Annotated in this window: 19 protein-coding genes and 1 riboswitch; of the genes, 1 reads left to right on the top strand and 18 read right to left on the bottom strand. The window is 51.2% G+C overall.

All coding sequences use genetic code 11. The annotated features are described in order from the left end of the window. Positions 1-180 precede the first annotated feature (180 nt). The 16 genes from AAC01S_RS12300 to AAC01S_RS12225 form a co-directional block, all read right to left on the bottom strand. Positions 181-3,612: a glycoside hydrolase family 2 TIM barrel-domain containing protein gene (locus AAC01S_RS12300; protein ID WP_067622697.1), complete on the bottom strand. Its 3,432-nt coding sequence runs from the start codon at positions 3,610-3,612 to the stop codon at positions 181-183. Positions 3,613-3,827: 215 nt separating this feature from the next. After that, the gene (locus tag AAC01S_RS12295; protein ID WP_067622694.1) at positions 3,828-4,781 is read right to left on the bottom strand and encodes an ABC transporter ATP-binding protein; all 954 of its coding nucleotides are present in this window, start codon (positions 4,779-4,781) and stop codon (positions 3,828-3,830) included. After that, on the bottom strand, positions 4,771-5,772 hold the full coding sequence (locus AAC01S_RS12290) for an ABC transporter ATP-binding protein (RefSeq protein WP_157071161.1): 1,002 nt from the start codon (positions 5,770-5,772) through the stop codon (positions 4,771-4,773). Before AAC01S_RS12290 ends, AAC01S_RS12295 begins: the two co-directional genes overlap by 11 nt. Positions 5,773-5,774: 2 nt before the next feature. Further along, positions 5,775-6,656 (bottom strand): ABC transporter permease, encoded by an 882-nt coding sequence (locus AAC01S_RS12285; RefSeq protein ID WP_067622717.1) that lies wholly within the window; start codon positions 6,654-6,656, stop codon positions 5,775-5,777. A 41-nt stretch (positions 6,657-6,697) separates the two neighbouring features. Continuing rightward, positions 6,698-7,663, bottom strand: a complete 966-nt coding sequence (locus tag AAC01S_RS12280; RefSeq protein ID WP_067622693.1) for an ABC transporter permease — start codon at positions 7,661-7,663, stop codon at positions 6,698-6,700. 175 nt (positions 7,664-7,838) lie between these two features. After that, the gene (locus AAC01S_RS12275; RefSeq protein WP_067622690.1) at positions 7,839-9,863 is read right to left on the bottom strand and encodes a peptide ABC transporter substrate-binding protein; all 2,025 of its coding nucleotides are present in this window, start codon (positions 9,861-9,863) and stop codon (positions 7,839-7,841) included. Positions 9,864-10,393: 530 nt separating this feature from the next. Beyond that, positions 10,394-11,554 carry a glycine oxidase ThiO gene (gene thiO / locus AAC01S_RS12270; RefSeq protein WP_169794043.1) on the bottom strand — a complete coding sequence of 387 codons (1,161 nt, stop codon included), beginning with the start codon at positions 11,552-11,554 and terminating at the stop codon, positions 10,394-10,396. Beyond that, positions 11,541-12,542, bottom strand: a complete 1,002-nt coding sequence (locus AAC01S_RS12265) for an ABC transporter ATP-binding protein (RefSeq protein WP_067622684.1) — start codon at positions 12,540-12,542, stop codon at positions 11,541-11,543. The genes thiO and AAC01S_RS12265 overlap by 14 nt, the downstream gene beginning before the upstream one ends. Beyond that, positions 12,529-13,527, bottom strand: coding sequence for an ABC transporter ATP-binding protein (locus tag AAC01S_RS12260; protein WP_067622682.1), 999 nt, complete (start codon positions 13,525-13,527; stop codon positions 12,529-12,531). Before AAC01S_RS12260 ends, AAC01S_RS12265 begins: the two co-directional genes overlap by 14 nt. Then, positions 13,524-14,504, bottom strand: a complete 981-nt coding sequence (locus AAC01S_RS12255) for an ABC transporter permease (RefSeq protein WP_067622680.1) — start codon at positions 14,502-14,504, stop codon at positions 13,524-13,526. The genes AAC01S_RS12260 and AAC01S_RS12255 overlap by 4 nt, the downstream gene beginning before the upstream one ends. After that, the gene (locus AAC01S_RS12250; RefSeq protein ID WP_067622677.1) at positions 14,501-15,487 is read right to left on the bottom strand and encodes an ABC transporter permease; all 987 of its coding nucleotides are present in this window, start codon (positions 15,485-15,487) and stop codon (positions 14,501-14,503) included. The genes AAC01S_RS12255 and AAC01S_RS12250 overlap by 4 nt, the downstream gene beginning before the upstream one ends. Before the next feature lie 61 nt (positions 15,488-15,548). Continuing rightward, on the bottom strand, positions 15,549-17,180 hold the full coding sequence (locus tag AAC01S_RS12245) for an ABC transporter substrate-binding protein (protein ID WP_067622674.1): 1,632 nt from the start codon (positions 17,178-17,180) through the stop codon (positions 15,549-15,551). A gap of 401 nt (positions 17,181-17,581) precedes the next feature. Further along, positions 17,582-19,189, bottom strand: coding sequence for a gamma-glutamyltransferase family protein (locus AAC01S_RS12240; protein ID WP_067622713.1), 1,608 nt, complete (start codon positions 19,187-19,189; stop codon positions 17,582-17,584). A 349-nt stretch (positions 19,190-19,538) separates the two neighbouring features. Beyond that, on the bottom strand, positions 19,539-20,915 hold the full coding sequence (locus AAC01S_RS12235; protein WP_067622663.1) for an MFS transporter: 1,377 nt from the start codon (positions 20,913-20,915) through the stop codon (positions 19,539-19,541). A 336-nt stretch (positions 20,916-21,251) separates the two neighbouring features. Next, positions 21,252-21,377, bottom strand: a riboswitch (cyclic di-AMP (ydaO/yuaA leader). Positions 21,378-21,605: 228 nt separating this feature from the next. Next, a complete protein-coding gene (locus AAC01S_RS12230) occupies positions 21,606-22,172 on the bottom strand; it encodes an NADPH-dependent FMN reductase (protein ID WP_067622661.1) in 567 nt (188 codons plus the stop codon). Between the two features lie 10 nt (positions 22,173-22,182). Further along, on the bottom strand, positions 22,183-23,241 hold the full coding sequence (locus AAC01S_RS12225) for an LLM class flavin-dependent oxidoreductase (RefSeq protein ID WP_067622710.1): 1,059 nt from the start codon (positions 23,239-23,241) through the stop codon (positions 22,183-22,185). Between the two features lie 146 nt (positions 23,242-23,387). Here AAC01S_RS12225 and AAC01S_RS12220 point away from each other — a divergent pair, with 146 nt between their 5' ends. Further along, on the top strand, positions 23,388-23,708 hold the full coding sequence (locus AAC01S_RS12220) for a winged helix-turn-helix transcriptional regulator (RefSeq protein WP_067622658.1): 321 nt from the start codon (positions 23,388-23,390) through the stop codon (positions 23,706-23,708). 97 nt (positions 23,709-23,805) lie between these two features. Here the strand turns inward: AAC01S_RS12220 and AAC01S_RS12215 are convergent, their stop codons facing one another. Together AAC01S_RS12215 and AAC01S_RS12210 are read right to left on the bottom strand one after the other, a co-directional pair. Further along, entirely contained in the window at positions 23,806-24,741 is a 936-nt protein-coding gene (locus AAC01S_RS12215) for an aldo/keto reductase (RefSeq protein ID WP_067622655.1), read from the bottom strand. Positions 24,742-24,773: 32 nt separating this feature from the next. After that, on the bottom strand, positions 24,774-25,583 hold the full coding sequence (locus AAC01S_RS12210) for a carbohydrate ABC transporter permease (RefSeq protein WP_067622708.1): 810 nt from the start codon (positions 25,581-25,583) through the stop codon (positions 24,774-24,776). Between the last annotated feature and the right edge of the window lie 3 nt (positions 25,584-25,586).

Below are 25,586 nucleotides of genomic sequence, written 5' to 3'. Positions count from 1 at the left end.
CCTATGGCGTGAATTCACAAGGCAAAGGCTTTCTGTTGCTGGTACCCACGAACAGCCGCAAATTTTTGTCGGTACTCTATGCCCAGTCCGTCACGGACACCTGTCCGGGTGAATCGAACCAAACGCGTGCGCTTCAATCGAATCTTGTTGAATGGGCTCAGGCAATTCATCTTCACGCGGCTATCTTTCGAAACGAAACCAGGCAAAATCAAAATTGCTCCCAGGCAGGAAGATAAAAGTCACCTTTTTCAATCCGGCTACCCTGTTCAGTTCGAATTTCCGTTCGACATAGCCTGCGGACTGTGCAAATTCTGCAAGCTGGCGAATGTCGGCACCGTCTCCTTCAAAACGAATATGGATTGTGTTTTTCTCAATCGGAGAGCGTCCGCAAATAACCAGCTTCGTCGCGCCATCGTCCGTAAAATCCATGCAGTCGAACTCGAGTGACACATTATTTCCGATGCCCTCCACGCGATCATCGGCGATTTTGAACGCGTCTCCATAGATCCGGTCGCATTCCGCGGCAGGATTCCGCTGGAAGGCTCTATTCTGCTTCGCAAATGAGAATCCCTTGATGTGCACCTTCTGACGAAGGACGAAGCAAATGGATGTAATGCCGGTGAGTCGTCTTGGCAATCTATAAGTTTCTTCTTGATACACGTTCCAAATCGACTTCTTCTGATAGACGACTTCCGCCAGCAACTGGCTTCCATCGTGTCCCGGCATGCCTTCCCATATTTCGATGGGGTAGGGATCGCTTGACAACGCGAAAATCGGGATCGTAATCGTGTCGGAACCATACGGGCCAAAATCGAGATCGCGAAAACCGACCTGAGTCTCACCGTCGCGACTCGTCGCGATACCACGCTCGTTGCCGCTGGTCACCTCTCCCCGGCTGAAATCGTACAAACTGGCGGAGATAAAGCGATACGGATCTTTATAGAGCGTCCCGAGACCCTCCGCCCGAAATTCCAATTCGGATATCAACCTTGGTTTATTGGAACCATTCTTACTCATGCAACGTAGACGAAACTTCCCGTCCCCCAACGCGATCACTTTCGCTGTTAGTCCCATCGGTTCAACTTTGGCGAGATGCGTGGTGACACCGGTATCGTTGACAACAGACCATTCGACATCCTGATAGGAAGCGTTCTCGGGATACAAGCGTGCGACGGCCATCCTCTCCCTCTGTAAAGGGCCGAACACCTGCCCCGATGGACTTGTGATTTCAATTTTACGTACCGGGATCTCTCCGCTGTTTCCAAGCACGCACTTCGTTTCCTGATTTCTGGTTTGCGCAGAAACACCTACTACCGCTGAAGGTTCGACAGGCAGAGACACCAGTTCGGCAATTTGGCTCTTCATCCCGATGGAGGACACCGTCACCCGAACTTTCCCCGGTTCCAATGTCGATCCGATGACAGCCATCAACTTGCCTCCGAATAACCGCCTGCTCAGCCCCTTGTATTGGTCATAGTCCGTACTATCACCGTTATCGAGACCAATCAGACGACCTGGTCCCTGAACATCGACACGCACCCGATTGCATGCATTCTCGACCGGATTTCCGCATTCATCCAGCATCGAAATCTCTAAAAAGGCGAGATCGAGACCATTCGCCAATATTTCCTTCTTATGAAAGTTTAGGTCTATCATTTGCGCGTCGCCAAATGATTTCCGAACATCCGTCGCAATCAAGTCACCGGACTCGTCGTAGGCCAAGGCCCGCAATTCGCCAGGTTCGTAGGGCACCTTCCACCAGCCGACCAATTGGGTGCCATGGAGATGGTCGATCTCTTGGCTTCCTATCACGCGACCGTTCAATTGAAGCTCGATCTTGGGCGCGTTGGAGTACACTCGAACATCAACGATCTGTCCGGGGTTGAAATCCCAATACGGAAAAATATGTACCATTGGATTCGTCTTATAATCTGTCCACGCGCTTTGGTAGATGTAGTACGAGTCTTTCTTAAACGTTGCCGTGTCTATCTGGCCAAAATAAGAATTTTTTGTATGATAAGGTGTTGGTTCTCCGAGATAATCAAAGCCAGACCATATGAACTGCCCGAGCGAGAACGGCGTGTCGCGCTCAGCCAGAATGCAAGCTTCGGATGACCTTGCGCCCCAACTTGTCGGACTGTTGCCCAGCGCGGAGCATTGCTCATCATCATCGGCTAGTATGGGTTGATCATAAGGGAAATGGTAGATTCCTCTGCTCTGAACAATCGCTCCCGTTTCGCTCCCATAAATCACCCAATTTGGATGTTCTTCATGATGCTGTCGATAGTATTTTTCCGCATAATTGTACCCAACAACCTCCACGATATCGGCACATCGTTGTGCATTCTCCCACGGCATGTAATTGGACGCAAGGGTCACCGCCGCGTTTTTCTTGGGATCGTATCGGCGCACGCAGTCCATCAACATTTTCGTGATTTCCTGGCCACGCTCGTCGGCATGTGTATCATAGATTTCATTTCCAATGCTCCACATCAATAGACTTGGATGATTTCGATCCCGCGTCACCCAGCTCTTGATATCGATCTCGGCCCATTCTCGAAAGAATCTGCCGTAATCATATGGGGTCTTTGATCTCTCCCACATGTCAAACGCTTCCGAGACAACAAACAGCCCCATCTCGTCCGCCAAATCCATAAGTTCAACCGCTGGCATGTTGTGGGCAGTGCGGATCGCGTTGACTCCCATTTCCTTCAAGATTTCAAAACGCCTTCTCAACGCTTCCTTGTTAAACGCGGAACCCAAAGCCCCTAAATCGTGATGTTCACAAACACCATTGAGCTTCGTCTTCTTTCCATTGACGATGAGTCCCTGTTGAGAATCAAAGAAAATATTCCGAAAACCAATGCGGTGACACACCCTCTCGAATTCTTCGCTCGTGGATTCTCCATGCTCGTGTCGCGATCGAACCAGTTTGGTCTCAAGCCGATACAGGTTCGGAGCATCAGGACTCCAAGATAAAGGAGACGGTACAAACAGCGTCTGCCGATTCGTGCACTCGCCAGATGTTGTGATTCGATCAGCAGCCGTCGCCACAATTCCGCCGTCATACGTCAGTGTATGTGTGACCTCGACCGCTTCACAGAGAACCATGTCGGTGTCGATCTCAACTTTCCACCCATCATGCTTCTGCTCGGTCGAAATATAGATGCCGTTCGTGACGATGTAGCTGTCGTCTCTTGCGCACAACCATACGTTCCGGTATATGCCCGCCCCGGAATACCATCTGCTGTTCGGTGACTGATACACTACTTTCACCAGAATTTCGTTTTCCCCGTCCACGATCGCGTCCGTGATTTCCAATTCGAACGAGGAATAACCGTACTTCCATTCTCCGACCAGACGTTGATTCACATAGATGGAAGAATCCATATAGACACCGTCAAAACAGAGGAAGAGCCGTCTGCATTCACGGGGAGCGGAGAATTTCTTTCGATACCAACCGATGCTATTTTCATAAAGGTTCAGGGTATCGTAGATCAGCCAATCGTGGGGAATGTCTACAGGTTCAAAGGCGAGCCCGGAGACGTCCGTCGTGTCCAGGCCGCTTTTGGCAAATACCCAGCCATCGTTGAATCGTACTTTTGTGTTCATGGTCAACTGGCCCCCAATGCATACTTGACTCACTCATCCGGATGGTCATCCATTTCGTATAAGGACAAGATAATCCGTGAGTTCATCTGTCAAGAGCGGACAGAACGTAACGTCACTGTACGCTCCAATTCCCAGATCGCGGTATCACGCGTCGCCTCGCTGGACCAACCATAGTCGCGTTTTACCATTCCAGCGTGACGGCGCATGTGGATCACTTAGTTCGCCAAGTGACAAGCCACCAAATGTCCCGTGCCAACCATGTGGGGTTCCGGCTTCTTCCGTTTGCAGATATCTTCAGCAAACGGGCATCTTGGATGAAATGAACATCCCGATGGCGGCGAAAATGGCGACGGAATCTCCCCTTGAATATGAGACAGGCTCTGTTCCTCACTTCCTGGCTCCGGAATTTTCAGAACGGATTTCATCAGTGTCTGGGTATACGGGTGAGACGGCTTCTTAAACAGTTCCTCAGCAGGAGCCTGTTCCACGACATTCCCGAGATACAGCACCGCGATCTCGTCACTCAGGTATTCAACGACGGCTAAGTTGTGAGCAATGAAAATATAAGCAAGCCCCAATTCTTGTTGCAGTTCCTGAAGCAAATTGATCACCTGGATTTGGATCGACACATCCAACGCACTGACTGGTTCATCACAGACAACCAACTTCGGGCCGACGGCTAAGGCACGGGCAATCCCTACGCGCTGCAACTGTCCTCCCGAGAGTTCATGCGGGTAGGCGTAACTTGCTTCAAACGGAAGTCCCACTCTCTCCAACACCCGGTAGACACGTTCCTTCCGGTCCGATTTGGAGCCGATACCATGGATAATCAAGCCTTCCTCGATGGCTCGACCCACCGTCATACGGGCATTCAACGAGGCTTGAGGGTCCTGAAATATCATCTGCATGTCTTTGCGCAAAGGGCGCAATTGTTTATTGGACAACTGCGTGATATCTCTTCCCTGAAAGAGCACTCGACCTTCGTCCACGCCTAGGAGGCGCAACGCCAAACGTCCCAAGGTTGATTTGCCCGATCCGCTCTCGCCTACTAGACCCAGAGTCTTTCCAGGGGATAGTTTGAACGATACTTTCTCCACGGCATGAAGCGTTCGCCCCCGCACTCGAAATCGCTTTGAGACATCCTCTACCTGAAGCAGTTCAGTAGCCATGTGAGATGACCTCCTCTGCGCGATGGCAACTCACCAGGTGCCCTTCGCCTATTTCTCGAAGTTTCGGCAGCTCCACCCGACACTGATCCGACACAAGTGGACACCGATCCGCGAAGGAGCAACTGGTGGGGGGCGACGTGAGCGTTGGCGTCATGCCTGGAATTGCCTCCAACTTTCTTCCACGCTGACCCAGTTCAATTACAGAATTGCGCAACCCGCGCGTATATGGATGGGCCGGATTGCTGATGAACGTCCTCGTATCTGCCACTTCCATAACTTGCCCAGCGTAAAGGACCAAGATCTTATGGCAAAAGTTCGTGGCCACGCCAAAATCGTGCGTAATCATGACGATACTCATATTCCTCTGTTTCTGCACTCTCTTCAGGAGATCCAAAATTTGCATCTGCACGGTTGCATCCAACGCCGTAGTCGGTTCATCCGCAATGATTAAATCAGGTTCACATGCCATCGCCATGGCGATCATGATCCTCTGCCTCATGCCGCCGGAAAATTCATGCGGATAGTTGCGAAACCTCTTGCGGGGTTCGGAGATCCCCAACTCAGTCAATAGAGATATCGTTCGATCAAACGCCTGTTTCGTGGTACCGTAGTGATGCTCCAACATGACCTCCATGATTTGGTCGCCAACCCTCATGTAGGGATTGAGACTGGTCATTGGATCCTGAAATATGACGCCGATTTGACGACCACGAATATGACGCAGCTGTCGCTGACTCATCCTAAGCAAGTCCTTACCCTCGAATAAAGCGGAGCCTGACTTGATGGTACCGTTGCTGCGCAAAAGCCCAATCACGGACATCATGGCGACGGACTTCCCGGAACCGCTCTCACCGACGATTCCAAGCACCTTTCCTCTTTCGACGGAGAAGCTGATCCCATTCACAGCGTGCACGATATCCTCGCTGCGACGAAACTCCACGGCAAGATTTTGAACTTCCAGCAATGCATCCGAAGATTGTGTCCTTTTCAACTTTAGTATCCTCCCTTTGGATTGAGGGCGTCGTTCATGCCATCAGCCACGAATAAGAAGGATAACAAGGTTAGGGCAAATACCCCTGCTGGAAAGTACATCATCCAAGGATATCCAAGCACCATTGAACCAGCCTGTGCCACAAGATTTCCAAAACTCGGCATCGGCGGAGCCAGCCCCATACCGACCACGCTCAGCCCCGCCTGTGCGATCAAATCATTCGGAATGCCAAAAGCTAAAGAAACTAACATGCTACTCAATACATTGGGCAACAAATAGAGGCGTGCAACTCTAAGGGGAGAAGCGCCTAGACAAGTGGCCGCCTCGACCATATCGCCTTGTCGAAGACCCAATACCAAACTTCGAATCAATCTCGCATAGCCTGACCAACCAACCACGCCGATGGCCAACAGAATCGGTCCCATGCCGCGTCCAAATTTCACAACTAAGATGAGGTCAAAAAAGAATGCCGGAAAGGCCATCATGAAATCCACCAACCGCATAATGATTGTGTCGATAATTCCACCCTTCATGCCAGCCCACAAACCTAGTGCAACGCCGATAAAAAAGCTCACCAAAGTGGCCCCGAACGCGATTTCCAAGGCGTAGCGAATACTGTACAGAATCTCGCTGAACAAGTCGTGGCCCAGCTGATCGGTCCCCATAATATGGAGAGCCGAAGGTGGTTGATTAACATTAAGAAAGTCCGTCGCGGAATAACTGTATGGCGCAACCCAAGGACCGATAATGCCGACAATGATGAATAGAACAACCCACGCTAGGCCAAACACCGCAAAATAGTTCTTCTTAAACCGATTCCATGCCTGTTTCGATTGCGAATTCGGCCTTCTCCGAACCTGTGCTCCTTGTACAATGGATGACACGGTTGTCAATCTGCTCCCCAACTTTCCGTATAAAATTGAGCCTATTCAAGTCGCACGCGAGGGTCCAAAACGGAATACAGGATGTCTACAATCAAATTTGATATGAGAACCATGGACCCTAGAATGAAAATCGAGGTGATGGCCAAAGGAAAGTCGTCGTTCGTAAATGCCGTGTTAAGCTGACTCCCGAGTCCGGGAATGCCAAAAACATTCTCAACAAAAATGGTATTGACCACCGTAAAGGCGAACATCGGCCCGGCCACCGTAATCAAAGCGGTGAGAGCGTTTCTAACGCCGTGCCGAAGAACGATGCGCCGGAATGCGACCCCTTTGGCATAGGCGGTCCGAATATAGTCCTGCCGCATGGCTTCAATCAGACTCACGCGCATGTATTTGGTGACTGTCCCTATCGCGCCTATCCCGAGCGCGATCACGGGTAAGATAGCATTATTGAAATGCCCCCACCCATTGATAGGTAGAATATTTTGCCATACGACACCGAACAGCAAGACCAATAACACCGCCGTGACGAATGCTGGAACTGCTTGCCCGTAGAGCGACGCGCCCGATATCACATAATCAATCCAGGTATTCTGCTTGAGCGCAGCAACCACACCAAGCGGAATTCCAATTACAAGCGCGAGCAAGACAGAACCAAACGCCAATTCAGCACTGACGGGAAATGACGACTTTAACGTGCTGATGATTTTTACACTGGGGTTTTGCATGGAATATCCAAAGTTGAAAGTAAGAGAATGCCAAACATAGAGAAGAATCTGTCGCCATAGCGGGAGGTTCAACCCATATCGAGCATTGAATTCATTGATAATTTGTTGGTACAACTGTGGATTTTCACTAGCCACGGAACTAAGGGCATTTTCAACACCAGAAGCACTGAAGAATCCCCCTGGGCTGTAAAACATCATAATATAGCCTATGGCAATAACCGATGCGACGGTAATTACCATTGCTACAAATCGTTTCACCAAAAATATCGCTATCCTCATCCGATGAACCATCCTCCTTTGCCGGACTTCGAATCCTATAGGCATCCCCGCCTAATATTTCGTCCATTTTCATGCATCGTGGCGACGGAGAGGTGCGGCAAGATCATTCATGGGAGGCATCCGAAAGCTCACCAGAAGCTATCGGATGCCTCGCGACGAATATCATCGACCAGGCTTATTTCACCTTCATGTACTGCAGACTCCGGAAATAACCCAAGTTAAACGGGTTTGACACAACGCCCGTGACGTTCGAGTTTGCCAGGAAGATTGAGTTGGTGTAGAAGAGAGGCTCAGTCCACCCTTCATCCATCAACAAGTCCGCTATTTTTGCCGCACCTGGAGCAGCCTTTTGCAGACTTGTGTTGTCGTAGTAGGCCTGCTGTTCCTCGAGGATTTTGAGAATGCTCTTTGGCGTTTCCTTGTCAAGAATCACCTGCTCATTCCAGCCCAGAGGATTGGCCTGCCCGACTGCCGTTTCGTGAGAACCAAGCGTCTCCCAAGCGGTCACCCAAGCCGCATGCTTAGCACTCGCCGTCTTCGCCGTTTTCCAAGCGTTCTGAACGGTTTGCCACTGCGTCTTTAGTGGAACCAAAGGTTGAACAGACGCGCGGTACTGCGCCGGCAATGTGGTGTAGTAGTGATTTAAGTACGCGATATCCTTGGCTGCGTCAGCATTCAGAAGCTTCCAGTCACTCCATTTGACTCCCAAATTCTTGTTGGTCGGATTTCCGTACCGCTTCACCTCAGCCGGATTGTACGCTGTTGTTTCCCAAGTATAGATTTGCTTGTTCAAACTCTCGGGATAGCCGTAAGTCGCGACAGTTCCTGGACCAATATTTTGCTGCATCACCAGCTGACCAGGCACCATTCTCAGAACGCCCTGATTGCCGATGAAATATCCAGGTTGTATACCTTTAATCATGCCATTGCTACTGAGGTCACCATATTGTGTGGCGGCAAGAGTGACAATTTTAAAGTTTATCCCAAGTTCCTCCTTAAGCTCCTGAGCTAGTGCTTCCGCCGCTGGAACCTGGAGTGGATCGGACGACTGAACTTCACAGTACAAATCAAAAGTTGGAAGACCCTTGCCATTCGGATATCCGGCCTCAGCCAACAATTTCTTGGCCTGCTGCACATTGTACGGCAATCCATGTTCTAACTTGGCGGTTGGCCACCCTGGGGTTGCAAAGGTGTCCGCCTCACCAACCATTCCATTGAGCACATTGTTGGCGATGGGAGCCCTATCAATTGCTTCCGCGATAGCTTGACGAAGCTTCTGACTCGTCAGCAAGGGGGATGAAACCACAGATTTGTCGTACCTAAAGGAATACATCGTATCCGTCGGCTGCGAGTGTAACTCGCCGGACAGATTGCTGTGGGTCTTTGCATACTTCACATCCGATGTGTTTGTAAGCATCGTCACATCGACCTTGTGAGCCATGAAGTCTTCGACCGGAACAGTGGTAGACGGCAAAATGATAATTTGGTCGACATTACCCACATTGAATTGCCCAGGAGCCCCAACGTAATAAGGATTTCTTACAAGCGTAATCTGTCCATTCGGCTTGAAGGACGCAACCTTGTACGGACCGTCACTTGGAAAGTTCGCAGAGGTCGCCCAATCCGAATGAGCCTGTACGATTTTCTGATCCAAAGGCATGGAACCCGCTTCAACTAAATAGGGAAGCAGATCCACTGGCGTGGTGGTAGTAATTTGCAAAGTGTAGTCATTGATGAGCTTCAAGCCCAGTTGAGACAACGGAATCGTACCCGCATGATAAGAATAGGAGTTCGCGACGTCATTTAAGACACCGGCCCACAATGCGGCGCCAGTATTTGACGGATCCAACTGATGCATGTACGAGTAATAAAAATCCTTCGCTGTAACCGGATCTCCATTGGACCATCTGGCTCCCTTTCGAATTGTGAAGGTCCACGTCAGATTGTGATTTGACAACTTGTAACCGGTCGCAAGCTTTGGAACAATCTGATTTTTTTGATTGTAACCATACAGACCTTCCATGATTGTGCCTTCGTCAATCAAAATCTGACTGGAGTAATTGCCTGGATCCAACGTGGTCATCGCTGGTTCGCTGATGGTCACCGAAGTCGTAGCCGCTTGAGCAGTTCCCCCGATGCCTGACACTAAAGTGCCAATCGCAGCTCCTCCGGCAGCCATCAATGTAATCGCTTTCTTCAAAATACAATCCCCCTCTGGATTTGTAGATGGTCGCCCATACTGTTTGTGTAAGGGCTTTCACACAGTGACCCCGATATGATTTGTCCAATCATGCTAGTGCGACTAGTATACATGTATACTTGTAACCAAGTCAATTATTACTAAAAATTTGGATAGCGTTTTCAGACCCCTTTACTAATTGTCGTGTGCGTAGAATTCGACCTTTGGTTTGATTGAAGAGTTTACAGAATTACATGAATAAACGAATTGCTTCGCACGTATTGGCCCTCGTGCGACGCAAGTGAATGAGAGACTACGGGAGGTTGAAGTGTATTGAATCGGCCGATTTGCGACGAATGTGGGGTGGGCAGCACGAGTGTCCATTCAGGTAGGTACTCGTGCCACCCGATTCCGCCGCGAATGTTGGGATTCACGGGGATAGGGCACTGAAGATCCCGCAGTACCATTCCATACATTGTGGGACCTGAATCGTCGTAGACCACTGGCTCTGTCGACCTTCTCTTCTGAAACCCTTTCAATTACTTGTCGCTCTAAGCCATTTGCATGGCACGAAGGGGCCGGAACTCGTCAAGTGGCACCAGCGGTTCCTCTCCTAAAACCAATTGCCGGACGGCGACGCCCGTAATCGGCCCCAGCAGAATACCCGTGGTATAATGACCCGCGGCGGCAATCAAGCCATCCCATCCATCCACGTGCCCGATGTACGGAAGTCCGTCCGGCGTGCCGGGTCGCAGTCCGGCCCAGGAAGCGGCGAACTCTGCGTGCTTCATCTCTGGAATGCCGCGGCAAAGCTGCTTGTGGACATCGGCGATGGCCGCCACCGTGACGCGTTTGTCATATCCCGCCATCTCGTGTGTCACGCCGACCGTGAAACTCCCATCGAGTCTCGGAAGCACGACGGTGCCGAAACCTTGGATGACGTGAGTCAGTTTGACGTTTGAAGACCTCACCGCATACATCTGTCCCTTGACCGGGACGACGGGCACATCCAGCTCCAGCGTTTTCAAGAGGGCGGAACTCCAAGCGCCTCCGGCCACAACCGTCGTGTCTGCAAAGAGATCTCCTTCGCTCGTTCGCACGCCGATCACGTCATGGCCCGAATGTAACAATTCATGGGCGACGGTATGTTCAAGTATCCTGCAACCGAGCCGCGCGAGCGCAGATTTTAGAGAGATGGCCAATCGCAGTGGATGCAATTGGCCGTCTCCGGAAAACAGAATCCCACCTACAGTTTCTTCGGTGATACTAGGTTCCAAGCTCCGCACTTCGTCAGGACTTAATTTTGTAAGTTCCGATAGAAGGTGCGCGTCCTCAATGGACTGAAATTGTGAGTCGGCAAGGTCGTGATCGAGAAAAACGCGTATCATCCCGTCCTGACGATAATCCACTGGCCGACCGCTTACTTCTTCTACCGATCTCGTCCATTCCCGATGGATACGACCGCTTACGCGGTAGAAATTCCGTATCGTTTCCGTTTTCGCGGCCAGCATTTCCGCCTGGGGACACAGCATCCCAGCCGAAGCGCTCGAAGCCTCCGAAAAGAGGGTCCCGCGCTCAACGAGCGTCACTTGCTTGCCAGCCTTCAGCAACTCAAAAGCGACGGAACAGCCGATCATACCGCCTCCAACAACAATCGTGGTGTCCCGAGAGGCTATTGTCCCCATCTCCTTCCATCGATCACTCTTCGTCATGACGTCGGTTGCCGCCCCCCAACACCGGATGGTGACACGCGACAGCATGACCATGAACTTGTTCCACGAGCGGAGGTTTCTCTGTGCGACAGACATCGCTGACGAACGGACAGCGATGGGCGAATGGGCAACCGCGGCGTCCCTCGAACAGATCGGGCGCTTCCAGACTTGTCTCCCCGACGCGCTCTCTTCGTGGACTTCCGGCTGTCGACGCGAGCAGCAGCCTTGTGTAGGGGTGAACAGCGTTATCGACGATCTCTTTCGACGTGCCGGTTTCCATCACTTGACCTCCATACATCACCATGATCTTATCTCCGAAATACTTGGCTGATGCGAGATCGTGCGTGATGTACAGATAACCCAGGTCGAAATCTGATTTGAGCCGCTTCAATAATTTCAGAATATCGGCCCGAATAGAGACGTCCAACATCGAGATGGGTTCGTCGGCGACAAGAAAGCTTGGATTCACGGTCAGCGCCCTGGCGATGGCAACGCGCTGGCGCTGTCCGCCGGACATCTCGTGCGGATACTTCACCATCACCTCCTGGCCAGGGTACAGGCCAACCGTGTCCAGGAGTTGAATCACCCGCTGCTCCAGTTGGCGTCCGCGCAGTCCTTGATGTTTGCGAACCAATATTTTTAAGTGCTGGCCAATCGTTCGCACCGGGTTCAACGAGGCAAACGGATCCTGGAAGACCATCTGAATATTCTTGCGCAGTCCGCGCAACTCCGTGGACCTTCGGATGTGGGTTACGTCGTTGTTTCCAATGCAAATGCTGCCCTTGCTGGGCTCAATGAGTCGGACAAGCGCTCTACCCAAGGTGGACTTCCCGCTGCCGGACTCGCCGACCAGCGAGAGCACTTCTCCCGGCTTAATCTCGAAACTCACGTGATCCACGGGTGTGATATAACGCTGCTCTCCTCGTTGACGGATGGGAAAACGGACGACCAAATCATCGACTTTGAGGGAGGGCTTATCGCTCGGCATAGGTCATACTCCTCAATTCGTCTTCACTCAAATGGCATTCGATAAGATTTCCCGCCACAGTCGTCATGCCCGGTTCCACAGTGCGGCATATCGGTTTCGCGTATGGGCAGCGCGGATGAAAGGCGCATCCAGATGGCCTGTTGCTAGCGCTTGGGGGCGATCCAGGAATCCCTTGAATGTCTTCGTCATCCGAGGTCAATTTCGGAATCGCTCGAATGAGTCCCTGTGTATATGGATGACGGGGAGTCAACGCTAGGTCAGAAGCCGACTTGGACATTTCCACAAGTCTTCCAGCGTACATGACACCTACGCGATTGGATATCTCCTGCACCAAATTGAAGTCGTGACTGATGAAGAGTATGGAAAAACCGAGTCGATCGCGCAGTTCCATGATTTGCTCCAAAATCGACTTTTGTACGATCACGTCGAGCGCCGTCGTCGGCTCGTCCATGATAATGAACTTCGGCTCTAGCGCGACGGCTATGGCGATGACCACCCTCTGACGCATACCGCCCGACAATTCGTGGGGAAAGCTCTGCAGCCGCTTCGGATCGATTCGCACCAACCGAAACAGCTCTTCGGCCCGCGCCCGCGCCTGTTGCTTGCTCATACCGGGGCGGTGCGCCAACAGTGTGTCGACAATTTGGCTTTCGACTGTTTTAACGGGATTGAGAACGTTCATCGCCCCTTGAAACACCATCGCCATTTGCGTCCAGCGAAACTGTCGCAACGCATCCCCTTTGAGCCTGTACACGTCTTGGCCCATGACGCGAATGGAACCGCCCGTCACGTATGCGCCATCGCCGAGAAGACGCATGATGGCATTCGCCATGGTCGACTTGCCGCATCCGGATTCCCCGACAAGTCCAACGACCTCGTTTTCGTATATGGTAAAACTGACTCGATCCACCGCTGTCGCCAATCCCCTGCGGGTGGCATAACAGACAGACAGATTCTCCACTTCGAGAACAGGTTTCCCATTCATGCCAGTCCCTCCTGTCCACCCGATTCGCGCAGTTGGCTGCGCAACGCTTTCGGCAGTTTTGGCGGCGGCTGCAACCGCGGATTGCTGACTGCGTCCAGCCCATAGTTGATGAGGGTCAGGCTGAGAATGACGAGCGTGATCGACAAACCGGGCGGAATAAACCACCACCACATGCCCTGAAGCAAGGCTTGTCCATTTTGCGCGCCGTTGAGCATGTTGCCCCAACTTGGCGTAAGCGTGCTGCCGATGCCCAAGAAGCGCAGAAACGCCTCGCCGAAAATGCCCCATGAGGTCATGGAGATAAACGTGTTAAAGACGAGAGACAACATATTCGGAAAGATCTCTGTCGCCATGATCCGAAAGTCTGAAAGCCCGCCTAACTTCGCGGCCAAGACGAAGTCGCGTGACCGGTACGTCATCGCCTGTGATCGTTTCATCCGGGCGGCTGCCGGCCAACTGGTCAACCCAAGGACCCAGACAATCATCTGCGCGCCAGCGTTGGGGACGTAGGAGGAAATCATAATAATGAGCGGGTAGCTCGGCAGTACGAGCATCACCTGCGTGATCCAATTCAAGACGGCATCCACTTTGCCACCTTTGTAACCACCATAGATGCCAAAGATGACAGAGATGACGGTGCCAATGACACCGACCTGCAGCGCGATGGACATACTGGTTCGAGTTCCGTAGACCCATTGACTGTACACGTCAGATCCAAAACCGTTCGTCCCAAACCAGTAGGTTTTACTCGGAGGCTGGCCGGGCATCCCGATCCCCTGTTGGGTGGGATCGTGGGTCACTAACAAAGGAGCAAAGATGGCTATGGCGAGAAAAAATCCAAAAATCGCAAACCCAACGACCGCTTTTGGCTCCCTCAGGAGCAGCTTTACGGTTTGAAATCGATCCGGCTTTGGCGGAGCGACGTTTCCCTTCCTGTCTGACGCGGCTTCGGCAGCTATCACCGGCTGTTGGCTCATACGCCCACCCCTTCTGCACGCGCGCGAGGATCCAAACGAACGTAAAGCATATCCACAATAAAATTGGCAGCCAGCATGACGACGGAAATGATGAGAAAAATGCCCTGCATGAGCGGATAGTCCTGACTTGTCACCGCCTGTGCCAATTGATATCCGATTCCGGGGTAAGAGAAGATTTGTTCAATGAGAATTTGCCCCCCTACCGCCCAACCCAGCGTGATGGCAAATTGCGTCACATTGGGCAGAATGGCGTTGCGAGCCGCGTACGTCATCATGACTTTCCGAGTCGGAAGACCTCGCGCGGTCGCAAAGGACACGTAGTCGTCTTTCACCACCTGTATCATGTTGTTGCGCATGGCAAGCATCCAACTGCCGATACCTGTGATAAGAAGGGACAACGCTGGGAGAACGGCGTGATCGATGGCGTCACCGATGAACTTAAACGTCCATGAGGGGGAATCACCGACGTTGTACGCGTGAATCTGTGGAAACCATCCCCATTGAACGGCAAAGTAATACAACAGCAAGAGCGCCAGCCAAAACGGAGGTACAGAACCAAGGAACATCCAAAGTGGTCCCATGATGGAATCAAATAACTTGTTGCGCCGCCATGCCGATACCATTCCAATCAGCGTACCGATCATGAATGCAAGAATCGTTGTGACACCAACCAATACAAGGGTCCAAGGCAGCGATTCGGCAATAATCGTCTTTACGCTTACCGGATAGTTCGCGATAGAAACGCCGAGATTGCCATGGATCAACTGATTCAGATAATCGAAATATTTCTGCCAAAGGGGTTTGTTGTTGATTCCAAATTGAAGTTCCAACGCTTTCATTGCGGTCGGACTAATGAGTCCCTTGGACTTGGCCACCAATGCTTCCATCGGATTGCCCGGCATGAGATGCGGCATTAGAAAGTTCAAGGTGATGGCTACCCATACGAGTACAATAAAATTCGCAAGCTTCTTGACGTAGTACATCGCAGTCCTTCCTTCTGTTTGATGTCAGGAGGGCCAAAGCCCTCCTGAGTCAAATTGCTTGTTACTTAGAAGGTTTCAGGTGCATCACAACAATAGCGTCCGCAAAGCTGATAGCAGGTGAAGAATCTACGTAGTTATTTGATGCGTTCGGCCAATTGGTGTAGTTGGCCGTAGAATATTCGTCGTAGTTTACGGCGTAGAGCAGCGGAATGACCGGAAGATTCTTTTCAAATTGCGTCTCCACGGTATACATGGCCTGCTTTTGTTGAGTCAAATTCGTGGTGTGCTGGAATGTATCCAGAGCTTTGGTTGTCGCGGGATCGTTGTACTGCTCGTAGTTGGCACTCGCTCCTGGATAGAAGTAGCTCTTAAGCCCTTGGAATGGTGTGCTACCCACTTGCGTGTAGGAAGAGGACTCCAATGCCAAATCGAACTTGTGCGTTACCAAGTCATTGGTCCAATCCGCTTGTTGAGGCTCTTGAACGTTAATTTGGATACCAATCTGCTTCAGATCCTGCGCAATCAGCGATTCATCCTCATTCCAGTCCGTCCAGCCGTTTGGCGCAATCAGGTTGAACTCAAGTTTCTGACCGGTTGGAGAAACGCGTACCCCATCCGATCCCATCTTGTATCCGGCCTTGTCCAACAGAGCGTTCGCAGCGCTCACACTGTACGTGAATTTCGTGTTCAGACCAGGTTTCAACCATTGCTTTTGGTTCGGCAGAATGAGTCCTGTCGGATTTGAAGGCGGCTCATATCCATATTCGCCGATGTTGTCGAGCTGAGGACGGTTGATGGCGTCACTAATGGCCTCACGAACGACGAGGTTCTTAAGAATCGGATTCTTCAGATTCGGAAAAATACTCAAATCGGCAACCGCAGGGAAGAAGTAGTGATTGTCTTTGGGATCAGCCTTAATATACGTTTTGTCGACATTCTGGATGAAAAGTGTCGCCCAACCTAGTTTTCCGCTCGTCAATTCGAGATCAGCGCTGTCGTTGCCGCTCAAAGCAGGAAAAATCAATTCCGGAACAGGCGGATTGCCGCCCCAGTAATGCGGGTTCGCTTTTAACGTATAATTCTGAGGTGTGAAAGTGCCAAGTACAAACGGGCCAGTGCCAACTGGTTTGGGATCTGCCCACTTGGAAGGATCTCCTTTGACTTGGCTCCAAATGTGCTGCGGAACGATGGGAACTTGACTCAATATCGTTTGAGCAAACGGTACATTCTGAGTTTTGAATTGGAACTGCACCTTCGTATTCCCGATAGCCTTGACAGAGGAAAGAGATTGCCAAATCAGATTACTATCAAGATCCGGGTACTTCTTCAGCAGATTGTAGGTGAAAGCGACATCCTTTGCGGTAAACGGTTGACCATCATTCCACTTGACACCGCTGCGCACTGTCACGGTCAACGTCTTGTTGGCGTTGCTCCAGGCCATCTTCGTGCCAAGCATATTGTACTGAGGCCCAGTTGTGCTGAAATAAAATAGACTTTCGTAAATGTAGCCATTCGGCATTTGCACGTTGCCAATCACGAATGGATTAAAATTATCGCTCCAACTTGAGGTCGTTTGAGCGTCGATCGTCAACGGTGGATTACTGGCCGCGTATGCCTGAGAGACACTGAAAACGCCAGTCGCGACAGTGACAACAGACGACAATAACGCCAAACGGGCCCAATTCCTTTTCATTTTATACGTTCCCCCTCTTTTGCATTGCCATTGCGTATTTGCTTCGCAAGGACGTGTGTTCGAGTTATGTGTGTCTCTTGGTACAACAACGGGCAACGATCACGGCGTGCAGAAGAACCCATCACTCCCTTCCTGCATTATTATTTTTTTCGAAAAATTAATTCCATGTGAAGAATACTACTTTCCAAGTTCAACCCTGTCAACAATCTATCTCGATAATATGAATATCTTTTGTATATTTCCATTTTAAGTATAGTTGAAACCGATTACAGTTAAGAGTTCCGATTCGGGTATGTCATATAAATTCACACAATCACAGCAGTGGCTTTCCCTATGGTTGATTTCCGTGATCTCGTTTTTGGTGATTCAGACTGGTTCAACTATGAGGCGATTGGACCAGATCACCACACCGCGATTTCGCTGTCCGCACGAGGCTCGGTGCCACCTATCAAGACACCGGTGTCGGGATCGCGAAGAATGATTTGTCCCCTCCCGAACATTCCTGAGTCAAGTGCGCGTTGAACGATGTGACCTCTTCTTGCCAATGCTTGCGCAATGTGATCCGGAAATCCTGGCTCGACCTCGATGATCCTTTCTTTTATCCATCGCCATCTGGGCGCATCCAAGGCCGTTTGAGGATTCAACATAAAATCGATGAGATTCATCACGACCTGAACATGCGCTTGAGGCTGAATCATGCCGCACATGACACCAAATGGCCCTATGGCCTGCCCATCTTTCGTCAGGAATCCTGGAATAATCGTGTGATACGTCTTCTTTCCTGGAGCCAACGCGTTCGCATGATGCGGATCCAGCGAAAACCCGCTGCCCCGGTTTTGCATGCAGATTCCGGTTTCCGGAATCACGATTCCAGCACCAAAATCCCCGGCGTGACTCTGAATAAGCGAAACCATATTGCCATCCGCGTCCGCTGTCGCCAGATAGACTGTGTCGCCAGGGGAAGGTTCACCGGCTTCGGGATACAACGCGGTCTCGGAAATGGATTCCCTTCTCGTCTTTGCATAGTCGCTCGACAGTAATTGATCCACCGTTACAGACATGCGTGCGGGATCGGTGATGTATCGCAGACCATCTACAAAAGCCAACTTTACAGCTTCAATTTGCTTGTGATAGGTATCGACCTCGTCCTTCGAGCCGATGTCCATATCTTTGAGGATGTTCAAGGCCATCAACACGATCAGACCCTGCCCGTTCGGCGGGATCTCCCAAACCTCGTATCCCTTGTAATGAATATGGACGGGCTCTACCCACTCCGGGGTGTACGACATCAGATCTTCTTTGCGGAGAAATCCACCATATTTCCGAAAGTGGGCATCTATCTGATCCGCCAAATGCCCCCGATAAAATGATTCAGAGTTTGTCTCGGCAATCGATGCGAGAGTGTTGGCGTGCGCCTTCGACCTCCACATCTCACCAGCCCTTGGTGCTCGGCCATTCGGGGCAAACGTGTTCAACCAAGGTTCGAACTCGGATGATCCCATCGACTGAAATTGTCTGGTCGCATCCTCCCAGTATCTGCTGATAGTAGGCGATACGGGATAACCGTATTCTGCGTAATCAATTGCTGGCCGTAGCACCGTCGTCAGAGGCAAGCGTCCAAACCGCTCCGACAGAGCGGCCCAAGCGGCAGGCGTTCCAGGTACAGTCACAGGGATCATGCCGTGGGCGGGAATGCTCTGAAATCCAGCCTCCTGAACAGCTTCAATAGAAATGGATTGTGGACTCGGTCCGCTCGCATTCAGTCCGTGCATCTCTTTGTTCATCCAAACGATCGCGAACGTGTCCCCGCCAATACTATTCGAGTTTGGCTCAACGACCGTCAAACACGCCGCGGTCGCTATGGCTGCGTCGACGGCGTTGCCCCCCTGTTTCAAGATGTCCAATCCAACCTGGGCCGCCAATGGCTGTGTCGCAGCGACCATTCCCTTACGGCCAAACACCGTCATTCTTCTCGACGGATAGGGATAATATAAGGCATCAAAATTCATCGCAAACGACCTTCCTTGCAGGTAAAATGAGAACAGAAAATACCCCATTCGTATTGCTCTAATCGTCCTCTACGCACTTCATCGCAGATGAGTTTATTTAATTCTTTCGCCGAATAAATTATAAACTGTATTATATGCTGAAAATTCAAAATGGCAAGTGAGAGAATGTACGTGAACGTACGATACGCTGCATATCGAGTGAGATTTTCTTCCGTGCACATGAAACCATCTCATGAAGACTGGATGCCACGGGATCGAAAGAACAAGGCTGCCCCCGTGCGAGGCAGCCTTGCGCTGATGACATATAGAAAATATAAAGTTCTGCCCAACTGGCGTGTACGTACTGCGTTTAGGAATGCACCCAGTTCTTCCCGGAAGCTCCTTCTCTCGCATGCGATTTCGATTTCACACTGCTCGCAGCATTGAGGGACTTGTTGGTCGTTTCCGGTGCGAGCGCTATACAAACGATCAGTCCGCCAAAGGTGACTGCGGCTCCAACCAGCATCGTGGCACCAATTCCAAAGCTCTGCATGCCCCACGGAAACAGGTAGGTGCCAAGCACCGCGCCAAAGCGACTGATACACGTTGTGATTCCAACAGCGGTTCCGCGAACTTCTGTAGGAAACAGTTCATTCGGAGCCAACCACTCCATCACATTGGGGCCGCCAGAGAAAATGGCGTACACGACAAATCCGAGCAAGATCACGCCAATCGGAGCGTGCGGGAAAATCCCCAGTAAGAGAATACCGACAGTCATTCCTGCAAACGAGACAATAATCATCATGCGTCGGCCCAATTTGTTCACCAAGAACAGCGCCGGGATACAGCCGATGAGGAACAAAGCGCTGATGATGGCCGCACCGTAACCGCTCGCTCCGTCAAACAGGTGATAGGCGGTCAGCATTTCCGGTCCGAACGTCAACATGGCAAACAGGGGTGCGACAGCAGCCATGTAAAACAGCCCGACATACAGCGTCCGCTTTAAGTAACCACGCGAAAACAACTTGAGGTAGCTGGTCCTTTTCGGCCCGCCGGAGACCACGATGTCTTGTAACGACGCCTCCGGTCCGTAAACTTCCTTCAGGACTTCTTCAGCCTCGTCTCTTCTGCCCTTCTGCAACAACCAACGCGGGGATTCAGGTGTTCCCATTCTCAAGAGCACAAGGATCACAGCCGGGACAGCACTGCTTGCCAGCATCCAACGCCAAGCGTCCGGTCCAATCGCCAACATGAGCTGACCCACGATATAGGCCACCGTCGATCCCACATAGTATGCGATAAGCGTGACACCAAGCATGGTGCCGCGATGTTTTTTGGGTGAAAACTCTGTCAAGAGTGATGTTGCAATTGGGTAATCCGCACCAATGGAGATACCCAAAATCAGTCGAATGATAAACAATTCCCAACCGGTCTGAATCCAAAACTGCAGTATGGAGGCAACAATCAAGAGAATGAAATCGATGGTGTACATCAGTTGCCTGCCAAATTTATCAGTAACATATCCGAAGAATCCGCCAATGAATATGCCCATCAACGCAGACGCACCGACCAATCCGCTCCACGTCGCGTTCAAATGCAACTGAGGCGTGATCTGTGTCAGCGCGATGGCGATGATACTCAAGATGTAGCCGTCGAGAAACGGTCCTCCCGACGAATAAATCGTCAATTTCATGTGAAACGGGCTAAACTTCGCGTCTTCAACCAAGTTTTTCGTTCTCTCCGCCATTTGTTACTCCTTTCATTTCGCCTAGCGAAATTCTTCATAGACAAGCTAGGCATACCTAAATAAGGGCTCGACGTTCACTCGAAAATACAAAATGATCCAAAAGAAAGGGATCGTGATAAAAGCAACGCTGCACGTCGAGTCAATCTGATCGGGCTTACATGTGTGAACGATTCGGTTGTGTACACGGGCGAATCTGAACAGACCTGCATCACAGCAGCTTGTCGATCCGTCGAGGTTTGGGTATACGGCCAGAGACAATCAACTGGTTAGAACACGGAGCAGGAGCTTGGAGGCAGGAGCTGTGAAAGTGTTTCTAGAGGTTTGTGCATATGAAGCATCTCCTTTCAATACGCCTACGAGGTTAGCTGACGGGTTAGGACTGAAAGGCGCCCCACGATAAATCGTTTCACCCCAGAAATGGTTCCCCCGCTTCCTAGAGAAGGAATTCAGCGTGTTTGTTTGGTTCAATATTATGTTACCTCATTTGCGCGTGTGACACAAACCGTGGACGGGCTGGACGGCGGAATTGCATCGTCACGATCCCGGTTCAGCGCGCTCACTGCTCACCAACATCTCCTTTCGTCAGGGACCAAGTGCTGGGTCCAAGTGTCGACGGCAAGAGAAGCGCTGAACCGATGTAGCTCATCGTGATCGCATATACATGAAACGACGCCCAACGCCCGCCCGGCGTTAAAATCCATACGCCGCGTTGCGCGCTTCACGAATGTGGGTATAGACGTCTGTTAACACGTAGGTGTCTTCGACCAAGCGTTCGATCCGATACAACACGTCGTCATTGACAATCTGCTTTCGATAAAAATCCTGTTCCTCAATAAACACGTACGTTGGAACAATTTGGGCTTTCATGTAAGACAAGATTGGTTTGAGCTGCTGTTCCAAGACCAGAAAGTGCTTTGGCGATCCCGCTGTCGCGAGCATGCCGACCACTTTGTCCATGAATGCGTCTTGTGGAAGCAGATCGAAGACATTCTTCAGCGTGGCGGGTATCGACGCCTGAAAAATCGGTGTGCCAATCAGCAGCGCGTCCGCTTCCATGATGGTTTGGGCGACATATTTCGTATCGCCTTCATAATCGAGATAGTTGCGACCATCACTGAACTGGACATCGTAATCCGCCAGATCGATCAAGACCCGTTCGACGTCTGGGTACTTGTCAGCCAACGTCGTAAACGTGTGATCCATCGCAATTCTCGTCTTTGACCCTACCCTGGAACCGGATATCCCAACAATCTTCATGGGTTGTCCCTCACTTCTTCGCCGTGTATTTTCGAATCGCAGGCAAAATCTCAGCCCCGATGATCTCGATGTTCTTTTGCAATCGCTCGAATGGCACACCGCCAAAGTCGATCTGCGCAATGTACCGTTGATGCCCGAAGAGTTCGTGCTGGTAGAGAATTTTCTCGATGATCTGCTGCGGACTGCCGATGTTCATGATGTCATGGGGATCGACACCATGCGCAAAGTGATGTCTCGGGAATCCCTGACCATTGGTCTTCTTCATTCCTTCGTTAATATGCGGATACATGTCCTGCAAGGCCTGCTGAGACGTCTCTGCAGCGTAAAAGAAGCCCGCTGTGGCAACGGGCAGTTGAGATGGATCGAACCCTCCGCGGCGCGCTGCCTCGCGGTATGCGTCAATGGATCGCTTGAACGCGATGGCTGGACCGCCCAAGTGGGCGAGAAACATCGGAACACCAGCGTACCCCGCCTTGATGGCGCTGGCCGGAGAGCCGCCAACCGCGCGCCAGATTGGAAGCGATCCGTTCACGGGCCGCGGCAGCACTTCCGCGTTCTTCAAAGGAGCTCGGAACTTTCCGGACCAATTGACAACTTCCTCCTCATTGATTTTGAGCAGAAGATCGAACTTTTCTTCATACAGTTCTTCATAGTCGCGGAGATCGTAGCCCAGCAAATCAAACAGGCCGACCCTGGATGCGCGGCCCGCGATGATTTCGGCGCGACCGTTTGAAATCAAGTCGATTGTCGCGAAATCCTCGTAAACGCGGACGGGATCGGACGTGCTGATAATCGTGGATGAACTGCCGATTTTGATGCGTTTCGTCGCTTGGGCAATGGCTGCCAGGACGACGGAATGCGCTTGTGTGGCAAAGTACCTTTGGTGGCTTTCACCGACGCTGAAGAAATCGAGACCAGCCTCGTCCGCCATCTTGGCGTACTCGATAATTTCGTGAATGCGTTGCTGGGCCGAAATCCGCTCACCAGTTATCGGATTGGGCAGATGGTCGCCGAGTGTATAGATGCCAAACTCAAGTCCCTTGGCGGGATCGATTCGATATTTCTCCATTGCAATCACCTTTCTTCCGTTCCCCAAGACCATTCCCGAACGTCTTCAATTTCACCGAAGTTATTTTTGATAACTTGCACTCAAAAAGATACTTTATTACAATTATGAAGTCAAGAAGGCCATATCATTCGGGAAGAGTGAAGTACGTGGAGAACGTTAAGCCAAATCCGACGCTGTGTGACAAGGTTTTGCACACATACGAGATCATCGGAAAACGATGGACGGGTCCCATCATTCATGCGCTCACGAACGGTCCGATGCGGTTTGGCGAAATTCAAGCATTCATCTCCGAAGTGAGCAACCGAATGTTGAATGAACGCCTGAAGGAGTTGGAAAGCTGCGGCGTGATCGTCCGCAACGTGATCACGGACAGGCCGATTCGGACCGAGTACGCGCTTACGGAAAAGGGCAAAGAACTAGGGGATGCACTGAGCGCGCTCGATGCGTGGGCGCATAAGTGGCTGTAAGTGTTGTGGATGTAATGGGGGCTGACACAACCATCGATCCCTGCCAAGCGGACAGGGATCGATGAATTGGATGATGAAACCTCGTGGACCAACCTGTTTAGGCGTCTGCGCTTAAATCCAACCATGCCACTTCTTCGGGTGTCAACGACACGTCTGCGGCCTCCCGACATGAACGCATTTCCTCTGGATTTTGAGGGCCGATGATCGCTGCGGTTGGAAACTGCTGATTCAGGACGTAGGCCAACGCGATTTGAATCGTCGTCAACCCTTTCTCTTTGGCAAGCTGTTCCGCCCTGCGGTACCTTTCCCAATTGTCGTCATTGTAAAAGACGCGAACGAGATCTGGGTTGCTCAGGTCATCTGGCGTGTACCTTCCGGTGAAAAAACCTCTTGCCTGAGAGGACCACGAGAACAGCGGCATCTGAGTCTGCTCGTGCCAACGGATCGCGGCGTGATCGACAGAGACACAGCCCGGCCAATACGGTTCCTTCGCCTTCGCCAGGCTCAGATTCGGACTGCTGAACGCGAATCCTTTCAAGCCGTGTTCACGAGCGTACGCGTTGGCTTCTTCCAGCCGCTCTGTCGTCCAGTTGGAGCCGCCGAACGCGCGGATGCGGCCCGCCTCGACGTGTTCATTGAGCCACTCGACGATCGCGCCGACGGCGACGTTCGAATCGTCCCGATGCAACGCGTACAAGTCGACATAATCGGTTTGCAGACGCTCGAGACTGGTTTCGAGATCGCTGGCAATGGCTTCTTTGTTCACGCGCGGACCTTTGTCATCGTGATGGGCTCCTTTGGTCCAAATATTCACCTGATCACGGCGGCCTCGCGACTGCAGCCATAGCCCTATCGCCTTCTCGCTGTTGCCTCCCGAATAGACAAACGCGGTATCAATGGTGTTCCCGCCGCTTGCGACGTAGGCCTCCAGGATCTCGTCGACTTGCTCCATCCTGTCTGGGTGAAAATAGTCGGACCCCATGATCAACTGAGTTACTCCACGGTCAAGACCTTCGATAGACACTTGCTTCAAGAGAAACGACCTCCTCTAAAATGTGTGGACTTTTACCCTTTGAGAGAACCGCTATACATGCCAGAGATAAAATACCGTTGAAGCGCGATGAAAATAATAATCAACGGCACAAGGCCGATAGCGGCGCCCGCAAAGATCATGTTGTAGTGAATGACGTCACCTGGTTGATCCAACTGTTGCAACATCAATGGCACAGTGAACATCTGCTTCGCGTTGATGACGATGAGCGGCCAGAGGAAGTTGCTCCACTGTTGCAAGAACGTCAAAATCCCGAGCGCAGCCAACGAAGGCAGCACATTGGGCAGTACAATGGAAAAAAACGTACGCAGTTCATGGGATCCGTCGATTCTCGCAGACTCCAATAACTCATCAGGAAACGCTTGCATCTGCTGTCTCATAAAGAATACCCCAAAGCCATTTACGAGAAATGGCACAATTAAGGCGGCATACGAGTTTTCCCAATGCAGTTTCGTTACGATAATAAACAGAGGAATGAGCGTCGTCTGGACAGGAATCATGATGGTCAACATGACGAGAAAAAACAGAAACGACTTGCCCCAAAAGCGGTATTTGGCGAACGTGAAACCCACCAATGCGGAAAAGAGCACCACACTGATGGTCGTGACTCCAGAAACGAATACGCTGTTGAACAAGTCGCGCAAAACAGGCATGGATGCTGACAATTGCTTAAAGTTGCTGATGAAGTGGCCATGAAAGAGATTCGAAGGTGGATAGTGAAAAATTTGACCATCGGTCAAGGAAGATGCGACATAGATCCAGTAGATGGGGTAGATGGAAACGATGCCTGCTACAATTAAAAATACATAGAGAAGCACCTGAATCCG

The organism is Alicyclobacillus acidiphilus NBRC 100859, from assembly GCF_001544355.1.
In the GTDB taxonomy this organism is placed as follows: domain Bacteria; phylum Bacillota; class Bacilli; order Alicyclobacillales; family Alicyclobacillaceae; genus Alicyclobacillus; species Alicyclobacillus acidiphilus.
Note: the sequence above shows the minus strand (reverse complement) of the source record. Positions and strands in the feature narration are given on the sequence as shown.